The sequence below is a fragment of the Streptomyces sp. NPDC048523 genome (assembly GCF_043199815.1).
Lineage (GTDB): Bacteria > Actinomycetota > Actinomycetes > Streptomycetales > Streptomycetaceae > Streptomyces.
Window position 1 is genome coordinate 125,884 of record NZ_JBICWQ010000010.1, and the last position, 18,943, is coordinate 144,826.

Here is an 18,943-nt window from a genome sequence, read left to right on the forward strand (position 1 = left end):
GCCCCCGTGCGTCACAGCACCGGACGCCACCGCCGGACCCGCACGCTCTCCCTCGCCGCGGCGGTCGCCGTCACCGCGGGCGCGGGCGGTGTGTATCTCGGCCTGTCGGGCGGCGGGGCCGAGGCCGCGTCGACGACGGTCACCGTCTCCGGTACGGCCCAGCTGGAGGCGGCGGTGCGAAACGCGAGCGCGGGCACCGTCATCCAGGTCCGGGCCGGCACGTACACCCCGAAGGTCACCCTCAAGTCCACGGGGAACGGCACGAGTTCGGCGCGGATCACCTTGCGGGCGTACGGCAGCGAGAAGGTCAGGATCGACGGGTCCAGACTGCCCGCCGGGTCCTGGCTGGCGGCGATCCACGGCGACTACTGGACCGTCCAGAACCTCACCTTCCAGAACTCGCCGGCCCAGGGCCTCGTCGTCACCTCCTCCGTCGGAGGGGTCTTCAAGAATCTCGTCACCGCGCACAACGGGGACTCCGGATTCACCCTGCGCGGCGACGGGACCAGCGACAACCTCGTGCAGAACCTGGACAGTCACGGCAACTACGACCCGGCCGGGCACGGTCAGAACGCCGACGGGATCGCCGTGAAGTTCGGGTCCGGGACCGGCAACAGGATCACCGGGGCACGCCTGTACGGCAATTCGGACGACGGGCTCGACCTGTGGCAGTTCTCCTCGCCGGTCACCGTCGAGCACAGCTGGGCCTTCGGTAACGGCAGGAACCGGTGGCGGGACAGCGCTTTCGAGGGCAACGGCAACGGGTTCAAGCTGGGCGGCGGAGGCGTCACGGTGGCCCACCTCGTCAACAACAACGCGGCCTGGGGCAACACGCTGAACGGGTTCACCGAGAACTCCAACACCGGGGCGATCGTGGTGAACCGCAACACCGCGTACTCCAACGGTGCGGCCGGGTTCTTCTTCGCCACCGGCAAGGCCCGGCTGGCACGCAATCTCGCGGTGGGCAACAGGGGCGGCCTGCCGAAGCCGGGCCCGGCCACGGTGTCCGCGGCGAACAACTGGGACGCCGGGGTGCCGACTCCGGCCTTCCGGTCGACGGATGCCACCACGGCGTACGGCACCCGCGGCCCGGACGGTTCGCTGCCCCGGACGGACTTCCTGACCACCGGATCCGCCGCCATCGGCACCACGATGGACTGACCCGCACAACGCCGGAACGCCCCGCCTGTCGTCACAGGCGGGGCGTTCCTCGTGCCGGCCCGAGGGGGGCTCCAGCCGGCAGCTGCCGGCCGAGGGGGGCTCAGGCCGACAGGTCTTGGGTAGTGCGAGGTGCCGGTCTACCCGGCACTACTAGTGACGTTGAAGATGACCGAATGGTTGTTCCATGCCGTACACCTGTTGAGTGGCCGCTGGGGCGGAAAGGGTTGCCGCTCCAGCGGAGATTTCTCGGTGAGAATCCGGCAAGAGGCCTACGAGTCCCCGTCGTCCACGGACCCGTCGTCCTGCGCCGCGAAGGCGCCCTTCACGGCGAGGTCCCCGGACCTGGCGGTCGCCGTCGCCGTGTAGCCGTCGTCCTTCGCGTCCCGGCCGCCGCGCTGGTGGTTGTACTGCCCGGCGAACACCCACTCGCCCTTCGGGACCGTACGGCCGTCCTTGAGCACCCAGGTGTAGACGAGGAAACCGTCCTTCTCGGTGACCGTCAGCGTGAAGTCGTCCTCGGGCAGCGAGCGCCAGGCGCCGGTGTCGGTGACACCGCCGGTCTGCGCGATCCTCAACTCGACCGTGAGCGCGGTCAGTTGCTCGGAGGTCTTGAAGGTCACATCGCTCTGCGCCCAGAACTCGTTGCTGTGCGGGTCCACCGAGCCGTCCGACCACAGCGGGCCGTCCTCGACGCCGGACGCCCGTACCCCGCCGGAGGCATTCGGCGTGCCCAAGGGCGTACCGCTCGGCCTCTCGGCCCGGTGCGTGGGGGTGCTGCTCGGCCTCGGATCCGCCGATCGGGCGGGCGGCCGGCTCGTCGCGTCGGGCGAAGAGTCCGGGGTGCCCGTGGCGGCGACCGACTTCTGCGCGGGCGGCTCGTCCTTCACCGCGGACGCCACCGCGTAACCGCCGAGGCCCAGCACACAGGCGACCGCGGCCGTGGCGCTCACCACCCGTACCCAGCCGTAGACCGGCGGCCGGGTCGCCCGGTGGTCGGGGCGGGTCTGTTCCGACATGCCGCGCTCGATCCGGGCGAGGATCTGCTCGCGGTTCGGCTCGTGTGCCCCGGCGGCGTCCCGCAGCCGGGCGCGCAGTTCGCCGTGCACGTCCCGCCGCATGGTCATCGGTCCCTTCCTCCGGCGTCACCGGTGCGCGCCATCGCGGCATGCACCCTCAGCGGAGCGTTCTGAGGGCCGAGCAGACGCTGCAGCTCGGCCATCCCCTTGGAGGTCTGGCTCTTAACCGTACCGACCGACACTCCGAGGGCCAGCGCGGTGTCCTTCTCGGAGAGATCGAACGCGTGCCGCAGCACGACACACGCCCGCTTGCGGAAGGGCAGCCTGCGCAGCGCCTCCTGGACGTCGACCGTGCCCGCCACGTCGGGATTGTCGACCTTCTCCTCGCGCTGGGACCAGAACAGGGCGATGCGCCGACGCTCACGGACCGCGCTGCGGATCCGGGTACGGGCCAGGTTGGCGACCACTCCGCGCGCGTACGCCGCCGGGTGGTCGGCCGCGCGCACCCGGTCCCAGCGGTGCCACAGGGCCAGCAACGCGTCCGCCGCCAGGTCGTCGGCGGCGTCCGGCTCGCCGGTCAACAGCAGGGCGAGGCGGGACAGTTCGGCGTAATGGCGTTCGAAGAAGGCGTGGAACTCCACGGAGGCGGCGTCGTCGACGACTGTGCCCACGGGTTCCCTCTCCCTTGTGTGTCATGTGAATGACATGTGATCGTACCTGGTTCGTACGGGCCTTCGAACAATGTATGACAGGGCGATCCCCGAATCCGTAACACGGGGAAAACCTGAAGCGCGTTCAACGCAGGAACAATCCAGCCAGCATCCGCACACCGATCATTCAGGCACCAGGAGCATCGAGCATGTCCGTCGACCGGTACTTCAGGATCTCCGAACGGGGATCCACCCTCGCCCGTGAGACACGCGGCGGCTTCGCCACGTTCTTCACGATGGCCTACATCCTTGTCCTGAATCCGATCATCCTCGGCAGTGCGAAGGACAAGTTCGGGCACCAGTTGGATGCGGTCCAGCTGACCACCGCGACGGCCCTGGTGGCCGCGGTGATGACGATCGTCATGGGCGTGGGCGGAAACCTGCCGCTCGCGCTCGCCGCCGGGCTCGGGCTGAACGCGGTCGTCGCCTTCCAGATAGCCCCGCTGATGAGCTGGGACGACGCGATGGGCCTGGTCGTCCTGGAGGGGCTGCTGATCTGTGTGCTGGTGGTGACCGGTCTGCGGGAGGCCGTCATGCACGCCATCCCGCAACCGCTCAAGCAGGCGATCAGTGTCGGGATCGGGCTGTTCATCGCGTTCATCGGCTTCGTGGACGCCGGGTTCGTCAGCCGTATCCCCGACGCCGCCAACACCACCGTGCCGGTTCAGCTCGGCGGCACCGGCGCGCTCACCGGCTGGCCGATCCTCGTCTTCTGCCTCGGGGTGCTGCTGACGATCGGGCTGCTCGCGCGCAAGGTCAAGGGCGCGATCCTGATCAGCATCGTGACCATGACCGTCCTCGCGATGATCATCAACTCGATCGCCGACATCAAGACCTGGGGGCTGACCACCCCGGAGTGGCCCGACAAGGTCGTCGACACCCCCGACTTCGGACTGATCGGCCACTTCAGCCTGTTCGGTTCCTTCAGCGCGCCCGGCGTCGCGATAATCACCGTCGTCCTGCTGATCTTCACGCTGATCCTGTCCGACTTCTTCGACACGATGGGCACGGTCGTCGGGATCACCGCCGAGGCCGGACTGCTGGACGAGGAGGGCAAGGTCCCCAACCTCGGCCGGGTCCTGCTGATCGACGGGGCGGCGGCGGTGGCCGGTGGCGCGGCCTCCGCGTCCTCCGCCACGTCGTACATCGAGTCGGCGGCGGGCGTCGGCGAGGGCTCGCGCACCGGGTTCTCGAACCTGGTCACCGGCGGGCTCTTCGGCCTGGCCCTGTTCCTGACCCCGCTGCTGACCATCGTCCCGCTCCAGGCCGCCGCGCCCGCGCTGGTCGCCGTGGGCTTCCTGATGATGACCCAGGTCAAGCACATCGACTGGGACCGCTACGACATCGCGATCCCGGCGTTCCTGACCATCGCCGTGATGCCCTTCACCTACTCGATCACGAACGGCATCGGGGCCGGCTTCCTGGCCTACGTCGTGATCAAGACGGTGCTGGGGAAGGCCAAGGAGATCCACTGGCTGCTGTGGGCCGCCTCGGCGCTGTTCCTGGTGTACTTCGCGATCGACCCGATCGAGCAGATCCTCGGCGCCAAGTAACCACCGGGAAGACTCAGTTCTTCAGGGCCGCCTCCATCATGGCCTTGGCCACGGGGGCGGCCAGTCCGTTGCCGCTCACCTCCGAGCGGGCCGCGTTCGACTGCTCCACGACCACCGCCACGGCGACCTCCTTCCCGTCGGCCTTCCCGTAGGACGTGAACCAGGCGTACGGCGTCTTGCTGTTGTTCTCGCCGTGCTGGGCCGTGCCCGTCTTGCCGCCCACCGTGACGCCGTCGATGCGGGCGTTGGTGCCGGTGCCGTCCTGGATCACCGACTGCATCGCCGACTGGAGTTGTTCCGCCGTGTCCGAACTGACGACCTGGGTCGTGGCCGCCTCGTCGTCGTAGTTCTTGAGGACGTCACCGCCGTTATCGGTGATCGTCGACACCATGTGCGGTGAGACCAGCTTGCCGCCGTTGGCTATGGCCGCGGAGACCATGGCCATCTGGAGCGGGGTGGCCGTGACGTCGTACTGGCCGATACCGGTCAGGGCCGTCGAGGACTTGTCCATGCCGGACGGGTAGACGCTCTCGTAGGCCCGCACCGGGACGTCCTGCTCGGCGTCGTTGAAGCCGAACTTCTCGGCCATCGCCCGCACCTTGTCCTGGCCGAGATCGACGGCCATCTTCGCGAAGACGGTGTTGCAGGAGTACTCCAGCGCGACCCGGATGGAGGCGTTCTCGCAGGGCGCCGAGGCGTTTTCGTTGCCCAGCGGGGTCACCGTGCCCGGCAACGTGTACGGGTCCGGGCTCACGGTCTTCTCGTCCACCGAGGAGTACAGCCCGTCCTCCAGCGCGGCCGCGGCCACCACCAGCTTGAACGTCGAACCGGGCGGCAGCGGCTGGCGCAGCGCGCGGTTGGTGAGCGGCTTGTCGGAGTCCGCGGTGAGCCGCTTCCAGGCGCTGCCCGCGCTGTTGGCGTCCGTCAGCGAGGACGGGTCGTACGACGGCGTCGACACGACCGCCAGGATCCTGCCGGTCGACGGATCCATCGCGACGGCCGCGCCCTTCGTGTCGCCGAGCGCGTCGTACGCCGCCTTCTGCACGGCAGGGTCGATCGTCGTGATCACATCACCGGGCTCGGCCCGCTGGTTGGTGATCGTGTCCATGACGGTCTTCAGCCGGCTGTCCGTGCCCTTGAGGAGGTCGGCGTAGATGCCCTCCAGCTGGGTCGGGGCGTAGGCCTGCGAGGCGTACCCCGTCACCGCCGCGTACAGCTTGCCGTTGGTGTACGTCCGCTTGTACGCGAGGTCGCTGTCCGTCGTCCGCTCGGAACCCGTCACGGCCTTTCCGGCCACGATGATGTTCCCGAGCGGCGAGGAGTACGTCTCGATCGCGTTCCGCCGGTTGTCGTTGTCGTCCGCGAGTGCCTGGCCCTCGTAGAACTGCACCCAGGTCGCTCGGATCAGCAGAGCGAACACCAGGAGCAGCGCGAAGACCGATGCGCGCCTGATCGTCTTGTTCATCCCACTCGCAAGACGATCAGCGGCGGGCGAATCGTTCCCGAACATCCGCTTTTCTCATCGGACGTTCATCCACGGCGGTGCTCACGCGTCCAGCGTGAGCACCAACTCGTCGATCTCCGCACCGCGCGCGTGGGCGTACCCGGACGCCTGGGCGGCCACCCGGAACCCGCACTTGTGGAGCACCCGCAGCGAGGCGGCGTTGTCGGCGGCCGCGCGGGCGTACAGGGGACGTTCGGGGACCTGGGCGAGCAGTTCACCCAGGGCCGCCGTGGCGATGCCGCGTCCCCAGTAGGCGCGGTCGATCCAGTACGTCACCTCGCGCTCGCCCGGTTCGCCGTACACCGCCGCGCTGCCCACCACGTCACCGTCCGCCAGGATCGTGCGCTGCACGTCGTCGGAGGCGCGGATCCGTTTCCAGTGGGCGTCGAAGGCGTCCCGGTCGGCCGGGTCCTCCGGGGTGAAGGCCGCCATGTGCAGGGCCTCGGGGTCGTTCAGCTGCCGGAAGAAGACCGGCAGATCGCTGTCATGGACTTCGCGGAGAACGATCTGCATGCCTCAGAGCCTACGGGTGGCCAGTGTCAGCCGGTCCCGGGCGTCGAACAGCGCGTCCTTCACCATCTGTTCGTGCGCCGGGGTCAGCCGCGCCACCGGCACCGAGCAGCTGATCGCGTCCCGCGCGGGCGTGCGGTAGGGGATCGCGACGCCGAAACAGCGCAGCCCCAGCGTGTTCTCCTCACGGTCCACGGAGAAGCCCTGCTCCCGGATCTGGTGCAGCTCCTCGATGAGCTTCTCGCGGTCGGTGATCGTGTGCTCGGTGAGCGCCGGCAGGGTCTCCGGCAGCATCTTGCGGACCTGCTCGTCGGAGTACGTGCTCAGCAGCGCCTTGCCGAGGGAGGTGGAGTGCGCCGGGAGCCGGCGGCCCACTCTCGTGAAGGGCCGCAGGTAGTGCTGCGACTGACGGGTGGCGAGGTAGACGACGTTCGTGCCGTCCAGACGGGCCAGGTGGATGGTCTCGGTGGTGTCGTCGGAGAGCCGGTCCAGGGTGGGCCGGGCCGCCGCGACCACCTCGTCGCCGTCGATGTACGAGGTGCCGACGAGCAGCGCCCGCACCCCGATGCCGTACCGCGTGCCCGTCGCGTCGGTCTCCACCCAGCCCAGCTCGACCAGCGTGCGCAGCAGCATGTAGAGACTCGACTTGGGGTACCCGACGGCCTCCTGGACCGCCGCGAGGGAGTGCATGCCGGGACGTCCGGCGAAGTATTCGAGCAGTTCAACCGTCCGTACCGCGGACTTGACCTGTGACCCGCCGCCCGTCTCGCCAGCCGACATCGCCCTTGACCCCTTCGTTCAACGGGAACCCAGCTATATAGTCTCCAACAGCATATTCACCATCAGGGACAGCGTTCAGCATATCGAACGGTCCTGGTGGGTGACCCAGATACACGTGGAGGGACCCGCGGTGGCAGCAGCACCAGTCTGGAGTGTCGACCCCCGAACCGGGAAGCAGCGCGAGCAGGTTGCGGTGGAGGCCACAGCCCAGGAGGTGGACGCCGCCGTCCGCGCCGCGCACGAAGCGCGCGCGTCCCTCGCCGACCGCACCGTCCGCGCGGCCTTCCTGCGCACCGCCGCCGACAAGCTGGAGGGCTCCAAGGAGCACCTCGTCGAGGCCGCGGACGCCGAGACCGCGCTCGGCCCGGTCCGGCTGACCGGCGAGCTCGCCCGCACCTGCTACCAGCTGCGGACCTTCGCGGACATCGTCGACGAGGGCGCCTTCCTCGACGTGGTGATCAACCACCCCGACGACACCGCGACCCCGCCGGTCCCGGACCTGCGCCGCTACAAGGTGCCGCTGGGCGTCGTCGCCGTCTACTCGGCCTCCAACTTCCCCTTCGCCTTCTCGGTCGCCGGCGGCGACACCGCGAGCGCGCTGGCGGCCGGCAACCCGGTCGTCGTCAAGGCCCACCCCGACCACCCGGGCCTGTCCGAGCTGGTCGCGTCCGTGCTGCGCCGGGCCGCCGACGAGCACGGCATCCCCGCGGGCGTGCTCGGTCTCGTGCACGGCTTCGAGGCCGGCATCGAGCTGATCAAGCACCCGCTGGTCGCCGCCGCGGGCTTCACCGGTTCCGTGAAGGGCGGCCGCGCCCTGTTCGACGCGGCGGCCGCGCGTCCGGTGCCGATCCCGTTCCACGGCGAGCTGGGCTCCCTGAACCCCGTCGTGATCACCGAGGAGGCGGCGGCCGAGCGGGCCGAGGCCATCGGTGCCGGGCTCGCGGGCTCCATGACCCTCGGCGTCGGCCAGTTCTGCGTGAAGCCGGGCCTGGTCCTCGTGCCGTCCAGTGCGGCGGGCGACGGCCTGGTGAAGTCACTGACCGACGCGGTCAGCGACACGGACGCGGGCGTTCTGCTCGACCACCGCATGCGGGACAACTTCGTCGCCGGCGTCGCCGAGCGCGCGGAGCTCCCCGAGGTCGAGACCCCGGTGACGCCCGGCTCGGGCGGCGAGCACACGGTGAGCCCGGGCTTCCTCACGGTGCCGGCGGAGAAGCTGACCACCGAGGGCGCGTACGACCTGCTCCTGGAGGAGTGCTTCGGCCCGGTGACCGTGGTGGTCCGCTACGACGACGACGAGCAGGCGCGGGCCGTGCTGTCCCGGCTGCCCGGCAACCTCACCGCGACGGTCCACCTGTCCGCCGAGGAGGCGGCCGGCCAGGGACGCGGCGCGGAGATCCTCGCGGAGCTGACCCCGCTGGCCGGGCGGGTGCTGGTGAACGGCTGGCCGACCGGTGTCGCGGTGGCCCCGGCCCAGCACCACGGCGGCCCGTACCCGGCGACGACGTCCACGTCGACGTCGGTGGGCGGCACGGCGATCGAGCGCTGGCTGCGGCCGGTGGCGTACCAGAACGCGCCGGAGGCCCTGCTGCCGCCGGAGCTGAGGGACGACAACCCGCTGGGTGTGCCCCGGCGTTTCAACAACGCTCTGGAGCGCTAGGCACCCGAGGGCCGCCCGCGGAGAGGGAACTGGAAAACTCTGAGGATGGACGTCGACCTTCCCCAACTCCCCTTCTCTCTCCGCACCTACGGCCCCGACGGGCACTGGAAGTACGAGGACGGCTTTCTCTCCGGCTGGGCCGGCCCCCGGCAGGACCGGTTCGTGCCGCCCACCGGAGAGTCCCTGGACCCGGCCGCCGACGCGCCGCGTCTGCTCGGTGCCCCCGAGGGGGACTTCCAGCTGATAGCCCGCGTCACCGTGGGCTTCAACGGATCCTTCGACGCGGGCGTCCTGTACGTCCATGTCGGCGAGCGGGCCTGGGCCAAACTGTGCCTGGAGAACTCGCCGGACGTGCCCACCGTCTGCACGGTCGTCACCCGGGGCCACTCCGACGACTGCAACTCCTTCACCGTGGACGGCAGTTCGGTGTGGCTGCGGGTCAGCCGCACCGGCCGCGCCTTCGCCTTCCACGCCTCCCGCGACGGCAGCCACTGGACCTTCGTCCGCCTCTTCACCCTCGGCGACGAGAAGGAGACCGGCGCGGCCCTGGTCGGCTTCATGGCCCAGTCACCGATGGGGGAGGGCTGCGTGGTGACGTACGACCACATCGAGTACCGGCCCGAATGGCCGGCGGACCTGCGGGACGGTACCTGAGCGCTGCGCCGGGACCGGCGGATGGCCGGCGTATCTCAGTCGGCGAGCTTGTTGACCTTGCGGATCTGTCCGTCGAAGACCCCGGCGGGAAGGACACGGTGCGCCGCGCTGAGGAGCCGGGCGCTCCGGCCGGCGGTGTAGCGCACCTTCGGCTTGGAGCCGGTGGCGGCCGCGACGATCACCTTGGCGACGACACCGGGGTCGTCGCCGTCCTCGTTGACCGCCACTGCCACCTTGTCGGCGATGCGCCGCTGCTCGGCGTAGATCGGCAGGGGCATGTCGGGCTCGACGGTGTTCGCCTCGAATGAGGATTTGGTACCGCCCGGCTGGACGACAAGGGCCCGAACGCCGTATTCGCGGATCTCGTGGTCCAGGGACTCGGTGTACCCCTCGAGCGCGTGCTTGGACGCCGAGTAGGTGGCCATGTAGGGCGCGGGGAGGAAGCCGAGGACGGACGAGATGTTGATGATGCGCCCGCTTCCCCGGGCGCGCATGTGCGGGAGAACGGCCTTGACCATGCGCATCACACCGAAGACGTTGATGTTGAAGAGGCGCTGCGCCTGGGCGAGAGAGTTCTCCTCGGCGGCGCCCGAGGAGCCGATGCCCGCGTTGTTGACCAGGACGTCGATCCGCCCGAACCGCTCGATCACCTGCTCGACCGCGGCAGCGACCGAATCGTCGCTGCCCACGTCGAGGGCGAGGAACGTCACGCCGTCGCGACGGTCGGCTCCCGACGTCTTCCGGCTCGTCCCCACCGTCTCGAAACCCGCTGCGGCGAGCGCGAGCGCGGCCGCCTTTCCGATACCGGTGGAGGCACCTGTCACGAGTGCCACCGGCCGAGTTGTTGTCGCCATCACGAGCTCCCTGGTTGCGTTTAGAATTACGACCGTATGTCTTACGTTCGTACGACCATATGCCGATCGTGGGTCGATGGCAAGTGGTTGCCCGCCGGGGAATGGAACCTGCTGCTTGAATGTTCACCTAACGAGCGGGGGAGTCTCCGCTGCCGTCCGACCTGGAGAGAGCCGTAGACATGCGCGTCGAGATCTGGAGCGACATCGCCTGCCCCTGGTGCTACGTGGGCAAGGCCCGCTTCGAGAAGGCGCTGGAGGCCTTCCCGCACCGCGACGGGGTCGAGGTGGTGCACCGGTCGTTCGAGCTGGATCCGGGGCGGGACAAGAGCGACGTCGAGCCCGTCCTCGCCATGCTCAGCAAGAAGTACGGCATGAGCGAGGCCCAGGCGCAGGCCGGCGAGGAGAACCTCGGCGCCCAGGCAGCCGCAGAGGGCCTCGCCTACCGGACCCGTGACCGCGACCACGGCAACACCTTCGACCTGCACCGCCTCCTGCACCTGGCCAAGGAGCACGGCAGGCAGGACGAGCTCGTCCAGATCTTCTACCGGGCCAACTTCGCCGAGGAGAGGTCCCTGTTCACCGAGGGCGAGGAGCGGCTCGTCGAGCTAGCCGTCGAGGCCGGGCTCGACGCCGACGAGGTCCGCAGGGTTCTCGCCGACCCCACCGCCTACGCCGACGAGGTCCGCGCCGACGAGCGCGAGGCCGCCGAGCTCGGCGCGAACGGCGTCCCCTTCTTCGTCCTGGACCGCACGTACGGCGTCTCCGGCGCCCAGCCCGCCGAGGTCTTCACCCAGGCCCTCGCCCAGGCCTGGGGCAACCGCTCCCCGCTGCAGCTGATCGACCAGGGCGACGCGGAGGCCTGCGGTCCCGACGGGTGCGCCGTACCCCAGCACGGCTGACAAACACGCAGGCCGGCGCGGACGTATAAGCGCTCCTTGGCGAAACCACGGAGAAAAACGCAATGGACCGACAGGTCTCCCGGCCCCACAGTGGATCCATGGAGACCTTCGAGAGCCTCGTCCGCGCCGAGTTCACCCCGAAGAACACCTTCCTCAACACCGCGAGCAGCGGCCTGCTCCCCGCCCGCACCGTGACCGCCCTCCAGGAGGCCGCGCTGATCCGCGCCGAGGGCAGGCCGCTGGATCCGCTGTTCGAGGACGTGGAGCAGTCCCGCGCCGCGTTCGCCAGGCTCGCCGGTGTCCCGGTCACCCGGGTCGCGGCGGGACCGTCCGTGTCCACCCACTCGGGCCTGGTCGCCGCCTCGCTGCCGCCGGGCGCCGAAGTCCTCACCGCCGAGGACGACTTCACCTCCGTCGTGAACCCCTTCCACACCCGCGGCGACCTCAAGGTCCGCGCCGTGCCGCTGGAACGGCTCGCCGACTCCGTCCGCCCAGGCACCGCCCTCGTCGCCGTCAGCGCCGCCCAGTCCGCCGACGGCCGGATCGCCGACCTGCCCGCCCTGCGAGAGGCGGCCAGGGCACACGGAGCCCGCACCTACGTCGACTTCTCGCAGGCCGCGGGCTGGCTCCCGGTGGACGCGCGGTCGTACGACTACACCGTCTCCACCACCTTCAAGTGGCTGCTCGGCCCGCACGGCGCGGCCTTCCTCGCCGTCCCGGAGGACTTCGGCGATCTGAGGCCGGTGCTCGCCGGCTGGGTCGCGGGGGAGATCCCGTGGGACAGCTGCTACGGCCCCGTCGCCGAACTGGCCCACTCCGCCCGGCGGTTCGACGTCAGCCCCGCCCTGTTCACCTACACGGGCACCCGCCGCTCCCTCGAACTCCTGGAGGAACTCGGCGTGGACGCCGTGCGCGCCCACGACCTCGCCCTCGCCGACCGCTTCCGCGCAGGACTCGCCACCCTCGGCCATGCCCCGCTGCCGGCGCCCGGCTCGCCGATCGTGTCCGTGCCCGGACTCGGCGTGAAGCAGCCCGAGTTGAGCGCTGCGGGCATCGAGCTGTCCAACCGCGCCGGCAACCTGCGCGCCTCCTTCCACCTCTACAACACCGCCGCCGATGTCGACCGGTTCCTGGACGCCCTGTCTCCCTGAACCGCTGGCGCCGGGCCGCGCGGGACGCTAGGAAGGGGCACCAAGGGGTGGTGGTGCCGTGGAGTCCACGGACGGGACGACGTCCGTACAGCGACCCGCAGACGCGGAGCTGCACCGGCGGCTGGTGTACGGCGACGGGTCCGCGCTGGCCGAGGCGTACCGGGCGTACGGCGGGCTGGTGCGGGCGGTCGCGTTGCGCGTGACCCGCGGCCCGGCCGCGGCCGAGGACGTCGCGCAGGAGGTCTTCGCACAGCTGTGGAGCAGGCCGTACGCCTTCGACCCGCGCCGGGGCAGCCTGCGCAGCTGGCTGTCGGTGCTGGCCCACCGGCGGGCCGTGGACTGGGTGCGCAGTGAGGCCCGGCACCGCAAGGACGCCCGCGCCGACGACCTCGCCCTGCACGGCATCCCGGACGCCTCTCCCGGCCCCGCCGAGGCGGTCGTCGACCGGGAGCGGGCCCTCCTGCTGCACACCGCACTCGCCGAACTCCCGCAGCCACAGCGGGAGGTGGTGCACCTCGCCTACTTCGCGGGCCGCACCTACCGGCAGGCCGCCGCCGAGCTCGGCATTCCCGAGGGCACCGCGAAGACCCGGCTGCGCACCGCCCTGCGCGCCCTCGCGGAGACCTTGGCCGACCCACCCGACCCGGTGTGGGAAGAGGGCGCATGATGACGGCAGGGGAACACAGGGAAGGGGGCGACCGGTGACCGACCACGACGACGTACGCGACCTGCTGGCCGCCTGGGCCTGCGGAGCCCTGGATCCGGCCGAGGCGCGACTGGTCCCACCGCACCTGGCCGAGTGCGAGAGCTGCGCCGCCGAGGCGGAACGGCTGCGCGCGACCGTACGGCTGCTGGACGGCCCGCCGCTCGACGAGCCGCCGTCCCCCCTCGACACCCTTCTCACCGGCGCCCTCCGCGCCCGCCCCGCGCCACCCCGCGTGGCCCGGCACGCCGCCCCCTACGCGGCCGCCGTCGCCGGACTCGAGGCGCTGCTGCCCGAGATGGCGGGACGCTGGTCCACCCCCGTCGTGCACGACTGGGACGTGCACGCCACCGTCGCCCATCTGCTCGCCGCAGACGAACACCTGGCCCTGCGGCTCGGCATCGACGCCCGGGTGCCGGGAGCGCGCACCGACGAGGAAGCGGACTGGACGGACGCCTGGGAGAGGCGTACCGCCGAGGTGATCGCCCACGAGTACGGCCGTACGCCCGAGGAGACCGTCGCCGACTGGTCCGCGCAGGCGGCCGCGCTGCTCGGCAGCCCGCACGCCCGAGACCCCGAACTCGCCGCCGGTACAACCCTGTTGATGGGTCTCAGGCTGCCCGTCACCGAGCACTTCCTGGCGCGGGCCTTCGAGGCGTGGATCCACACCGGCGACATCGGCCGTGCCCTGGGCCTGGCCGTACCGCCGCCGCCCGAGGAGCACCTGGGGCGGCTGGTCGGGCTGGCCGTCCGCATCCTGGGCGGGACCCTCGGGGCCGGGGCACCGCCCGTGCTGTTCGCGGTCCGGGGCGGCGAGCAGTGGGTCCTGGGTTCGCAGAGCGATCCCGTGGCCGCCGAACTCACCCTGGACGCCGTGGACTTCTGTCTGCTCGTCGGCGGCCGGTACGCGCCGGACACCGTCCCCCGGGAAACGACGGGCGACGCGGCCGCCGTACGGAACGTACTGGAGCGGGCCGCGTCGCTGTCGTGGCTGTGAGCCGCAGGGTCACTTCACCGGCGTGAAGTCCCTCGCGCCGATGAACTCCGGCCGCCGGATGGGTGCCGCGAACGGCTCCACGGCCTGGTTGTCCACGCTGTTGAACACGATGAACACGTTGCTGCGCGGGAACGGCGTGATGTTGTCGCCGGAGCCGTGCATGCAGTTGCAGTCGAACCAGGTCGCCGAACCGGCCTTGCCGGTGAACAGCTTGATGCCGTACTCCGAGGCCATCGCCGTCAGTGCCTCGTCCGACGGCGTGCCCGCGTCCTGCATCTGCAGCGACTGCTTGTAGTTGTCCTTCGGGGTGGCCCCCGCGCACCCGAGGAAGGTGCGGTGCGACCCCGGCATGATCATGAGGCCGCCGTTGGTGTCGTAGTTCTCGGTCAGCGCGATCGAGACGGACACCGTGCGCATGTTGGGCAGGCCGTCCTCGGCGTGCCAGGTCTCGAAGTCGGAGTGCCAGTAGAAGCCGCTGGCCCCGAAACCGGGCTTGACGTTGATCCGCGACTGGTGGACGTAGACGTCCGAGCCGAGGATCTGCCGGGCCCGGCCGACGACCCGCTCGTCGCGCACCAGGTTCGCGAAGACCTCGCTGATCCTGTGCACCTCGAAGACCGAGCGGATCTCCTTGGACTTCGGCTCGATGATCGAGCGTTCGTCCGCGCGGATCTCCGGGTCGGTGACGAGACGCTCCAACTCGCGCTGGTACAACGGGACTTCGTCCGGGCCGATGAGCTGGTCGACGGCGAGGAAGCCGTCGCGCTCGAACGTCTCCAGCTCGGCCGTGGCGATCGGTCCCGGCGCGTCGGGCGCCGACCAGACGACCGGGTCCTTGCGGGGGATCGACACCTCGGTGGCGCCGCGGCTGGGGTAGAGATCGGTGACGGTGGCGGTGGTCATGCGGTCACACCTCCTCGGGCTCGGTGAGCAGCGGGTAGACGCCGTTCTCGTCGTGGTCCTCCCGGCCGGTCACGGGCGGGTTGAACACACAGATGCAGCGGAAGTCCTCCTTGACCCGCAGCGTGTGCCGCTCGTGGCCGTCCAGGAGGTACATGGTCCCCGGCGTGATGGAGTGCGTCTGCCCGCTCTCGTGGTCGGTCAGCTCGGCCTCGCCCTCGACGCAGACGACGGCTTCGATGTGGTTCGCGTACCACATCGACGTCTCCGTACCCGCGTACAGGATCGTCTCGTGCAGCGAGAAGCCGACCCGCTCCTTGGCGAGCACGATGCGCTTGCTCTCCCAGGTGCCGGACGCGGCCTTCACATGGCGGTCGGTGCCTTCGATGTCCTTGAACGAACGGACGATCACGGTGCTGCGATGCCTCCTACGTAGAGGGTGGTTCAGACAGTGGTTCAGGCGGTTTCCCGGACGGCACGGGCGAGGATGCTGAGCCCCTCGTCCAGTTCCTCCGGGGTGATCGTGAGCGCCGGGAGCAGCTTCACGACCTCGCTCTCGGGGCCCGAGGTCTCGATGAGCAGCCCGAGTTCGAAGGCCCGGTGCGCCACCCGGCCCGCGCGGTCCTTGTCGTGGAACTCCAGGCCCCACACCAGGCCGCGGCCGCGGTACTCCTTGATGTCGGCCAGGTTCTCCTCGGTGATGGAGATGAGGCCCTGCTCGACCTGCTCGCCGCGCCCGCGGGTCTGCTTCTCCATCGCGGAACCGTCCGCCCAGTACTGCTCCAGGGTGGCGGTGGCCGTGACGAAGGCCGGGTTGTTGCCGCGGAAGGTGCCGTTGTGCTCGCCCGGCTCCCAGATGTCCAGCTCCGGCTTGAACAGGCACAGGGACATCGGAAGGCCGTAGCCGCTGATGGACTTGGACACGGTGACGATGTCCGGGGTGATGCCCGCCTCCTCGAAGGAGAAGAAGGCGCCGGTCCGTCCGCAGCCCATCTGGATGTCGTCGACGATGAGCAGCATGTCCTGCCGCTCGCACAGCGCGGCCAGGGCCTGGAGCCACTCCTTGCGGGCGACGTTGATGCCGCCCTCGCCCTGCACGGTCTCCACGATCACGGCGGCCGGCTTGTTGAGTCCGGAGCCCTGGTCCTCCAGCAGCCGCTCGAACCACAGGAAGTCCTCGACGGTGCCGTCGAAGTAGTTGTCGAACGGCATGGGAGTGCCGTGCACGAGGGGGATGCCGGCGCCGGCCCGCTTGAAGGCGTTGCCGGTGACGGCGAGGGAGCCCAGCGACATCCCGTGGAAGGCGTTGGTGAAGGACACGATGGCCTCGCGCCCCTTCACCTTCCGCGCCAGCTTCAGCGCGGCCTCCACGGCGTTGGTGCCCGTCGGGCCCGGGAACATGACCTTGTACGGCAGGTCGCGCGGCCGCAGCACCAGGTCCTGGAAGGTCTGCAGGAAGGCGCGCTTGGCGGTGGTCGACATGTCGAGCCCGTGCGTGACGCCGTCGCGCTCCAGGTAGTCGATCAACGCCCGTTTCAGCACGGGGTTGTTGTGGCCGTAGTTCAGTGAACCGGCGCCGGCGAAGAAGTCGAGGTACGCGTGGCCGTCCTCGTCGTACATGCGGCTGCCCTGCGCGCGGTCGAAGACGGTGGGCCAGCCGCGGCAGTAGCTGCGCACCTCGGACTCGACGGTCTCGAAGACGCTGAGGTCGGGCTGGGTGATGGTCACGACGAATCGCTCCTCGGGTGCGTGGGGGTGCGTGGGGGGTCGGGCGGAGGGGGTGGCCTAAGCGGGGGAGAGGGGCCCGATGCGGTAGAGGACCTCGGGGTCGTGCGGCCCGTCGGGGAACAGGCCCGCGTCGAACAGCACCTCACGCTCCAGGCGGGCGCCATGGCGTTCGGCGAACGCCGTGAACAGCCGCTCGGAGGCGGTGTTGCCCGGCGTGATGGTGGTCTCGACGGTGGTCAGCGGGCGCCCGGCGGAGAGCCGCGCGGTGAGGCCGTCGAGCAGGGCGGCGGCGAGTCCGCGGCCGCGGTACGCCGAGTCCACCGCCACCTGCCAGACGAGCAGGGTGCCGGGGCGGTCCGGGCGGACGTACCCGGTGACGAAGCCGATCGGCTCCCCGCGGTCGTTGCGTGCCACCGCCGACGTGGCGGCGAAGTCGCGGCACCACAGCAGATAGCTGTACGACGAGTTCAGGTCGAGGACCTCTGAGTCGCGGGCGATCCGCCACAGCGCGGCTCCGTCCGCGACCGTCGGCCGGTCGATTTGCAGGTCTGCTTGTGCGGCAGTCATGCGAATTGAATTTACCGAGGGAAATTTAAAATTGCATCGCCGGTCGGGGTTACGTACGGATGCTTCATGTGTTATCACGCGCGCACGCGCCGACGCGCAAAAAGTGACCGTTATGCACCACTACGCCCAGCAAATAAGGGGCAAATTGATCAAGATGTGTAACGCGTCACAAGCGTGTAACCACCACGAGATCTCCCCGAATTCAGCCTGTTCGCGTTCGCAGAATCTTTGCGTTTAGGTCGAGAGAAAGCGGGCAGAAGAAAACGGGAAGCCAATCTCTGATAAACACCGGAATTACCTCGGGAATTATGCACCGGTAACCTTCCGGGCCCTAACGCCACGCCTCTTCCGACGCCCGCAGCGCGCCCTCCACGTCCGCCGCGCGGCCCTTCTCGTGCAGTGCCGCGCCCAGTGCCGCCAGGCTCGCCCGTACGGCTCCCAGTGTCGCGTCCGGGCCGTAGTGGTTGACCCGGATCATCTCCTTGGCCAGCGCGCCTCCACCCGCGGCCAGCGGCAGCGCGGGGTCGGAGGCCAGGGCGCGGGCGACGAGCTCCGATGCCACCAGGCCGGAGGGGGAGCGCAGCGTCGTGGCGACGGGAGCGGCCTCCCGGTCCGCGTACACGTAGGGCTCCAGACCGCCGCCCAGCGCCCGCGCCCCCGCCCGGGTCGCCGCCGCGGCCGCCCGGTGCCGGGCCATCACCGCGTCCAGCCCGTCCGCCTCGATCCGCTCGACGCACGCCTCCAGCGCCAGCATCTCCAGCTGCGCCGGAGCATGCAGCAGGGCCTTGCGGCCGCCGTCGATCCAGCGCTCCTTCCAGTCGAGGAGGGAGAGGTACGACCGCCGCGGCGCCGCCGGATTCGCCGCCATCCGGGCCCACGCCCGCTCGCTCACCGACACCGCCGACACTCCGGCAGGACCGCCCATCGCCTTCTGCGCCCCGATCACGCACAGGTCCACACCCCACGCGTCCGGCAGCACCGGCTCGGCTCCCACGGAGGCCACCGCGTCCAGATAGAAGAGGGCCCCCTGTCGCCGTACGACGTCCCCGATCTCCGCGACCGGGTTCGTGTTGCCGGTCGCCGCCTCCGCGTGCACCAGCGACACGAAGTCGATCGCCGGGTGCTCCTCGAAGGCCGCGGAGATCTGCTCGGCCGTCACCGCCGTGTGGAACGGCACCGCGAGGTCGATCACCGTCGCGCCGCAGTCCCGCAGCCAGTCCCCGAAGGTCTGCCCGTACGGACCGGTGATGACGTTCAGCGCGGTCGTCCCCGGACCGGCGGCGGAGCGGATCGCCCCCTCCAGCGGCAGCAGCGCCTCGCCCTGCATGATCACGACGTCCTGCTCGGTGCGCAGCAGCCGCGCCACACGGTCCTCGATCGAGGCGAACTGCGCCGCGCCGAGCGGGGCCAGGTCCAGGAAGGGGTGCGTCACGACGGTGCTCTCTTCGCTCACTGGGGTAGACGTGAACGAGCGTAACCGTTCCCCACCACCCCCCACCGACCGGCGACTTCCTAGGCTGAACGGCCTCGCGACCATCGGATTGGTTTGAGAGACTCAAACCTTTCCTTATAATCGGAACCCACAGTTCCCCCACA

At 70.1% G+C, this 18,943-nt stretch carries 19 protein-coding genes; 8 read left to right on the forward strand and 11 right to left on the reverse strand.

The features are described from left to right. The first annotated feature begins 6 nt into the window (after window positions 1–6). Window positions 7–1,161, forward strand: a complete 1,155-nt coding sequence (locus tag ACGFWE_RS37230) for a right-handed parallel beta-helix repeat-containing protein (protein WP_393604571.1) — start codon at window positions 7–9, stop codon at window positions 1,159–1,161. A gap of 269 nt (window positions 1,162–1,430) precedes the next feature. Here the strand turns inward: ACGFWE_RS37230 and ACGFWE_RS37235 are convergent, their stop codons facing one another. Beyond that, entirely contained in the window at window positions 1,431–2,285 is an 855-nt protein-coding gene (locus ACGFWE_RS37235; RefSeq protein ID WP_393604573.1) for a hypothetical protein, read from the reverse strand. After that, window positions 2,282–2,848, reverse strand: a complete 567-nt coding sequence (locus ACGFWE_RS37240; RefSeq protein ID WP_352390488.1) for a SigE family RNA polymerase sigma factor — start codon at window positions 2,846–2,848, stop codon at window positions 2,282–2,284. Before ACGFWE_RS37240 ends, ACGFWE_RS37235 begins: the two co-directional genes overlap by 4 nt. 188 nt (window positions 2,849–3,036) lie before the next feature. Here ACGFWE_RS37240 and ACGFWE_RS37245 point away from each other — a divergent pair, with 188 nt between their 5' ends. Then, window positions 3,037–4,440 carry an NCS2 family permease gene (locus tag ACGFWE_RS37245; RefSeq protein WP_393604575.1) on the forward strand — a complete coding sequence of 468 codons (1,404 nt, stop codon included), beginning with the start codon at window positions 3,037–3,039 and terminating at the stop codon, window positions 4,438–4,440. 13 nt (window positions 4,441–4,453) lie between these two features. On the opposite strand, the gene ACGFWE_RS37250 is transcribed toward ACGFWE_RS37245, so the two are convergent. From ACGFWE_RS37250 to ACGFWE_RS37260, 3 genes are all read right to left on the reverse strand, one after another. Next, window positions 4,454–5,905, reverse strand: a complete 1,452-nt coding sequence (locus tag ACGFWE_RS37250; protein WP_393604577.1) for a peptidoglycan D,D-transpeptidase FtsI family protein — start codon at window positions 5,903–5,905, stop codon at window positions 4,454–4,456. An 81-nt stretch (window positions 5,906–5,986) separates the two neighbouring features. After that, on the reverse strand, window positions 5,987–6,457 hold the full coding sequence (locus ACGFWE_RS37255) for a GNAT family N-acetyltransferase (protein WP_352390485.1): 471 nt from the start codon (window positions 6,455–6,457) through the stop codon (window positions 5,987–5,989). A gap of 3 nt (window positions 6,458–6,460) precedes the next feature. Continuing rightward, window positions 6,461–7,234 (reverse strand): IclR family transcriptional regulator, encoded by a 774-nt coding sequence (locus ACGFWE_RS37260; RefSeq protein ID WP_007381154.1) that lies wholly within the window; start codon window positions 7,232–7,234, stop codon window positions 6,461–6,463. Window positions 7,235–7,364: 130 nt separating this feature from the next. Here ACGFWE_RS37260 and ACGFWE_RS37265 point away from each other — a divergent pair, with 130 nt between their 5' ends. Both ACGFWE_RS37265 and ACGFWE_RS37270 read left to right on the forward strand, forming a co-directional pair. Beyond that, window positions 7,365–8,894, forward strand: coding sequence for an aldehyde dehydrogenase (NADP(+)) (locus ACGFWE_RS37265; protein WP_352390483.1), 1,530 nt, complete (start codon window positions 7,365–7,367; stop codon window positions 8,892–8,894). 45 nt (window positions 8,895–8,939) lie between these two features. Beyond that, a complete protein-coding gene (locus ACGFWE_RS37270; RefSeq protein ID WP_393604580.1) occupies window positions 8,940–9,548 on the forward strand; it encodes a DUF1349 domain-containing protein in 609 nt (202 codons plus the stop codon). 35 nt (window positions 9,549–9,583) lie between these two features. Here the strand turns inward: ACGFWE_RS37270 and ACGFWE_RS37275 are convergent, their stop codons facing one another. Then, a complete protein-coding gene (locus tag ACGFWE_RS37275; RefSeq protein ID WP_393604582.1) occupies window positions 9,584–10,402 on the reverse strand; it encodes an oxidoreductase in 819 nt (272 codons plus the stop codon). A gap of 179 nt (window positions 10,403–10,581) precedes the next feature. Between ACGFWE_RS37275 and ACGFWE_RS37280 the strand changes: the two genes are divergently transcribed. The 4 genes from ACGFWE_RS37280 (at window position 10,582) to ACGFWE_RS37295 (ending at window position 14,152) form a co-directional block, all read left to right on the forward strand. Continuing rightward, window positions 10,582–11,301 carry a DsbA family oxidoreductase gene (locus tag ACGFWE_RS37280; RefSeq protein ID WP_352390480.1) on the forward strand — a complete coding sequence of 240 codons (720 nt, stop codon included), beginning with the start codon at window positions 10,582–10,584 and terminating at the stop codon, window positions 11,299–11,301. A 98-nt stretch (window positions 11,302–11,399) separates the two neighbouring features. Continuing rightward, on the forward strand, window positions 11,400–12,452 hold the full coding sequence (locus ACGFWE_RS37285; RefSeq protein WP_393604584.1) for an aminotransferase class V-fold PLP-dependent enzyme: 1,053 nt from the start codon (window positions 11,400–11,402) through the stop codon (window positions 12,450–12,452). Between the two features lie 58 nt (window positions 12,453–12,510). After that, a complete protein-coding gene (locus ACGFWE_RS37290) occupies window positions 12,511–13,119 on the forward strand; it encodes a sigma-70 family RNA polymerase sigma factor (protein WP_393604586.1) in 609 nt (202 codons plus the stop codon). A 34-nt stretch (window positions 13,120–13,153) separates the two neighbouring features. Continuing rightward, window positions 13,154–14,152: a maleylpyruvate isomerase family mycothiol-dependent enzyme gene (locus ACGFWE_RS37295; protein ID WP_393604588.1), complete on the forward strand. Its 999-nt coding sequence runs from the start codon at window positions 13,154–13,156 to the stop codon at window positions 14,150–14,152. A gap of 9 nt (window positions 14,153–14,161) precedes the next feature. On the opposite strand, the gene thpD is transcribed toward ACGFWE_RS37295, so the two are convergent. The 5 genes from thpD to ACGFWE_RS37320 form a co-directional block, all read right to left on the reverse strand. Further along, a complete protein-coding gene (gene thpD, locus ACGFWE_RS37300) occupies window positions 14,162–15,055 on the reverse strand; it encodes an ectoine hydroxylase (protein WP_352390476.1) in 894 nt (297 codons plus the stop codon). A gap of 4 nt (window positions 15,056–15,059) precedes the next feature. Then, window positions 15,060–15,464, reverse strand: coding sequence for an ectoine synthase (locus tag ACGFWE_RS37305; RefSeq protein ID WP_007381148.1), 405 nt, complete (start codon window positions 15,462–15,464; stop codon window positions 15,060–15,062). A gap of 44 nt (window positions 15,465–15,508) precedes the next feature. Continuing rightward, on the reverse strand, window positions 15,509–16,780 hold the full coding sequence (gene ectB / locus ACGFWE_RS37310; protein WP_352390475.1) for a diaminobutyrate--2-oxoglutarate transaminase: 1,272 nt from the start codon (window positions 16,778–16,780) through the stop codon (window positions 15,509–15,511). 57 nt (window positions 16,781–16,837) lie between these two features. Further along, on the reverse strand, window positions 16,838–17,347 hold the full coding sequence (ectA, locus tag ACGFWE_RS37315; RefSeq protein WP_393604591.1) for a diaminobutyrate acetyltransferase: 510 nt from the start codon (window positions 17,345–17,347) through the stop codon (window positions 16,838–16,840). 331 nt (window positions 17,348–17,678) lie between these two features. Beyond that, on the reverse strand, window positions 17,679–18,779 hold the full coding sequence (locus ACGFWE_RS37320; protein ID WP_352390593.1) for an aminotransferase class V-fold PLP-dependent enzyme: 1,101 nt from the start codon (window positions 18,777–18,779) through the stop codon (window positions 17,679–17,681). Between the last annotated feature and the right edge of the window lie 164 nt (window positions 18,780–18,943).

Bases quoted from the DNA above. Each gene is read 5' to 3' on its own strand.
- thpD (WP_352390476.1), bottom strand. From the start codon at position 15,055: ATGACCACCGCCACCGTCACCGATCTCTACCCCAGCCGCGGCGCCACC.
- ACGFWE_RS37280 (WP_352390480.1), top strand. From the start codon at position 10,582: ATGCGCGTCGAGATCTGGAGCGACATCGCCTGCCCCTGGTGCTACGTG.
- ACGFWE_RS37275 (WP_393604582.1), bottom strand. From the start codon at position 10,402: ATGGCGACAACAACTCGGCCGGTGGCACTCGTGACAGGTGCCTCCACC.
- ACGFWE_RS37235 (WP_393604573.1), bottom strand. From the start codon at position 2,285: ATGACCATGCGGCGGGACGTGCACGGCGAACTGCGCGCCCGGCTGCGG.
- ACGFWE_RS37260 (WP_007381154.1), bottom strand. From the start codon at position 7,234: ATGTCGGCTGGCGAGACGGGCGGCGGGTCACAGGTCAAGTCCGCGGTA.
- ACGFWE_RS37250 (WP_393604577.1), bottom strand. From the start codon at position 5,905: ATGAACAAGACGATCAGGCGCGCATCGGTCTTCGCGCTGCTCCTGGTG.
- ACGFWE_RS37285 (WP_393604584.1), top strand. From the start codon at position 11,400: ATGGAGACCTTCGAGAGCCTCGTCCGCGCCGAGTTCACCCCGAAGAAC.
- ACGFWE_RS37255 (WP_352390485.1), bottom strand. From the start codon at position 6,457: ATGCAGATCGTTCTCCGCGAAGTCCATGACAGCGATCTGCCGGTCTTC.
- ACGFWE_RS37245 (WP_393604575.1), top strand. From the start codon at position 3,037: ATGTCCGTCGACCGGTACTTCAGGATCTCCGAACGGGGATCCACCCTC.
- ectA (WP_393604591.1), bottom strand. From the start codon at position 17,347: ATGACTGCCGCACAAGCAGACCTGCAAATCGACCGGCCGACGGTCGCG.
- ACGFWE_RS37270 (WP_393604580.1), top strand. From the start codon at position 8,940: ATGGACGTCGACCTTCCCCAACTCCCCTTCTCTCTCCGCACCTACGGC.